1 protein-coding gene is annotated in these 265 nt (G+C 72.1%); it reads right to left on the minus strand.

Annotation, left to right across the window (positions count from 1 at the left end; translation table 11 throughout):
- The coding region (locus ACLJNW_RS25770; protein ID WP_410961449.1) for a cobalt-precorrin-5B (C(1))-methyltransferase at positions 1–265 on the minus strand (265 nt) is incomplete at both ends.

Genomic DNA, 265 nt, shown 5'->3' on the forward strand with positions numbered 1-265 from the left:
TCTGTCGCGGCACCGGATTGATCGCCGGCTCGCCGACCGCCAGGGTCAGCCCCGGGCGGGTCACCGTACCGACCCCGGGGCCGGCATGGAAGCGCACGCCAGGCTCGGCGCTCAGGCGCACCCGGGCGAACACCAGGGCGCCATGGGTGACGTCGGGATCGTCGCCGGCATCCTTGAGGGTGCCGGCTTCCGCGCCGTTTTCCCAGGCGCGGCAGAATTCCAGGCGCATCAGCACCTGCTGGCCCTTGGGCAGGACGATCTGCAC

The sequence above is a fragment of the Salmonella sp. SAL4457 genome, assembly GCF_046548235.1.
Lineage (GTDB): Bacteria > Pseudomonadota > Gammaproteobacteria > Enterobacterales > Enterobacteriaceae > Salmonella > Salmonella enterica.